2 protein-coding genes are annotated in these 3303 nt (G+C 71.1%); both read right to left on the minus strand.

Annotation, left to right across the window (positions count from 1 at the left end; genetic code table 11):
- A partial coding sequence (locus tag AB0M46_RS51185) for a formyltransferase family protein (RefSeq protein ID WP_363349024.1) occupies positions 1 to 1414 on the minus strand: 1414 nt, incomplete at its 3' end.
- Between the two features lie 264 nt (positions 1415 to 1678).
- Positions 1679 to 3303: condensation domain-containing protein (locus AB0M46_RS51190; protein ID WP_363349026.1), on the minus strand; the 1625-nt coding region annotated here is incomplete at its 5' end.

Below are 3303 nucleotides of genomic sequence, written 5' to 3' on the forward strand. Positions count from 1 at the left end.
CAGTGTCGTTCACCCGCGCCAACAACCGCCGATCCGGCTCCCCCAACACCACCAAATCACCCACCGGCCGACCCACATCCACCGCCGCAGCTGCGAGCCAGGCGCTGATGCGGGCGACGAGCATCTCGGCCGGCTCGCGCGGCCACCGGTCCGCGTCGAGGTCCAGTTCGTACTCGTCGCCGGCCCGTTCGATGAGCGCGGTGTCGCGGTGTGCCGCGAGTTCCGCGTCCCGGTCGTTGGGGTTTCCCACGATGGCAGCCGGTATCCCGGTCGGGCTCCGGTCGGCGAGCCTTCGCAGGTCCGGGTACCGGTTCACGATGTCGGCGGCGGAGGGGCGGGATGTCGACAGCCCCCGGAGGGTCCCGGCGACGGCCGAGAGCGTCTCGGCCACCGGCTGTGTGGGGTCGTGGTTGAACGCGGCGCCGGCCTGGTGGGAGAGGGTGTGGGTGGCGTCGGCCGCCGCTGCGCGCAGCCGGTCGTCGGCCCACCATGCCTCGGTTGTCGTGGCGCCTGTGGCGGTGCAGACCACGGCGTGCCACGCGGTGAGGACCGCCGCCCTGGTGTCCCAGCCGTGTCGCTGGATGGCCTCCCGCGCGCGGTCGTCGAGGACCAGAGGCACGCGGTGACGCCGGCCGGACGGCGGCCGGGTCGCCGCTGCGGCCGGTCGGTTGCCGAGCAGTGTCGTGAGTCGCTCGACGGTACGGCGCTCTGCGGGCACCGCAGCCTCGTACAGTTGCCGGATCCGATCGGCGGTGGCCGGGTCCGGGCTGGTGAGGCGGTGTCCGACGCGCGCGTGGGCGAACACGTTTGCGGCTGGGAGCGGGGCGGCCGGATGCGTGATTGCGCCGAGTCTGACTGTCACGTCGAGGTCACCGGTGGTCACCCGGATCGTCGCCCCCTGGATGGCGGTGATGGTTCCCGGCGGGGCATCGGTGCGCGACGAGAGCGGCTCCGCGGACTCGATGAGGGCGACCGCGTCGTCCAGTACGGTCTTCGGGGTCGCCATCGGGTTGGCGGTCGGGCCGAAGTCGAGCGCTCGGACGAATCGGCTGATGGTCTCCGCCGGCCAATGCCAGTCGACGAGGCCAGCGGCGAACGGCCGGGTCTGCAGGCTGGCGAACGTGCGCCCAGTCAGGTCCTGTGCGGTCGCGCGGGCGTCGCCGGCCTCGATCTTCCCGACGAGTTCTGTGAACGACTCGACGGCGGCCTCGAAGCACCTCGTGTTGAGTGTGAACACCGTGTCGTCGTCGGCGACCGGGACCTCCCGCTGGACGAGCACGGGTCCGGTGTCGATGTCACCCTCAAGGAGGTGCCACGTGACGCCGTGGACCGCAGTACCGGCGAGGATCGCCCAAGTGGTGGAGAAGTAGCCGGCGTGACCCGGTAGCAGCGAGTCGTGGTAGTTGACCCGCATCCGGGTCGCGGCTTTGGCGATACGACTCGGGATTCGGCGGCAGTTCACGACGTTAAACAGCACGTCGTAGGCGGGTGGCTGGTCAAGCCTTTCCGCTTCAGCCCAGGACAGACAGGTCAGCTCCCGCGCCCCGGCCCATGCAGCGAGTGCCGGATCGTGTGTAAGTACGCCGACCACCGCCTGTCCGCGGCTGAGCAGGTGATCCAGGCAACTGCGGGCCAGTGGCCCGGCACCGACGACGAAACTCGATAGGGTGGCCACCGCTCACCTGCTCCCCGTCGGTGGCGTCTCAGCCTGAGCGAGTATGCCGTGCACCGCGTCGACGAACCCGTCCGCGAGCGCCTCAACGGTCTGGCGCTGATGGATGGCCCGGCTGTACTGGAGGTCGAGCGACAGTCGTTGCCGGTGGACCACGGCGCGGATCTGCAGGACGCTTCCCCGGCTTTCGTCGGGACTGAACCGGCCGGGGACGGTCTCGGGGACTGTTGTCCAACGGCCCGGATCCGGGCCAAGCGTGTCCTGGCTTCCGAGGTAGTTAAAGTTGACCTCCGGCGTGGGCTGGGCCTGAAGCCGGGCCCGCGTCATGATGTCGGGGCCGAGGTGGCGCAGTACGCCGTACCCGCACCCGCTGCGCGGGACGGCGCGCATCTGGTCGCGCACAGCGGAGAGCAGCTTGCTCGGCTCGTCGATGAGAGTCTCCAGGACGAGCGGATAGTCAGCGGCCAGCCAGCCCACCGTGCGAGTGGCGTCGACGTCCGGCATCGCGTCGCGGCCGTGGTGTAGCACCCGCAGCGCCTGCAGTCCTGCGCCGGTCCAGCGCCGGTACGCCGCCGCGAATGCTGTGATGAGCATTTCCAGTGCCGTAACGCGTCGCCCGCCGAGCGTGGACCCCGCGAGGCGGGCCGTTGCCGTGGTGTCCAGCCGTCGGACGACTGACTCGGCGAGGCCCGCGGTGTTCGCTCCGTCCGGTCGATCCCGCGGGACGGGGGTCACCTCGGACAGCGGCAGGTCACTCCAGTACCCGGCCTCCGCGGCGCTCTGCGCGTCGCCGGCGCGCTCCGCGAGCAGCGTGGCCCAGGTGGAGTACGGGACGGTGGCGGCCGAGTTGCTTGCCGCGAAGGAGTCGGGGTCGGCGTACGCCGACGCGAGATCGTCTAGGAACAGCTGCCACGACCAGCCGTCCATGATGAGGTGGTGCGCGACGATGAGAGCCTGCGCGCCGGTGACCGACCCGGGCATGATCACGAGGCGGACGAGGGGGCCCGCCGTGATGTCGAGCGAGCGCTGCCACTCCCCGGCGGATCGGGCCACGTCCTGAGCCGACATAGCGCCCGCGATCGGCGGTGCGACGTCGAGCGCGACGGCGGGGTCGGCACCCAGTTGCTGGCTCCAGCGGTCGCCGACGCGCTGGAAGCGGACACGGAGCGCTTCGTGCCGCCCGGACGTGGCGACCAGCGCGCCGCGCAGGCGGGCGACGTCGAGCGACTCACCCGGCAGCAGGAACAGCCCGGCCAGATTCGCCCAGTTGGGATCGGGGCGGCGGCGCCCGAAGAACGCGTGCTGCATGGGTAGCAACGGCACCTCGACACCGGCACCGCTCGGTCGGTCGGCGACCGTGACCGGCGGTGTCCGCGAGCCGCAGTCTGGGATACGGCGGGCCCGCTCGGCGAGCGCAGCCAGCGAGTCAGCCCGCAGGACCGCGTGCGCCGGGAGAACGATGCCGCGGGTCCGAGCCAAGGCGGCCACTCGGATGGCGGCCAGCGAGTCTCCGCCGAGGTCGAGGAAGTTGTCGTAGGGGTTGATGTGGTTGAGGTGGAGGGTCTGTTGCCAGATGGTGGTGAGGGTGTTCTCGATGGTGTCGGGGTTGGTGGTGGTTGTGGTGGGCGGTG

This window comes from Dactylosporangium sp. NPDC051485, from assembly GCF_040682015.1.
Classification (GTDB): domain Bacteria; phylum Actinomycetota; class Actinomycetes; order Mycobacteriales; family Micromonosporaceae; genus Dactylosporangium.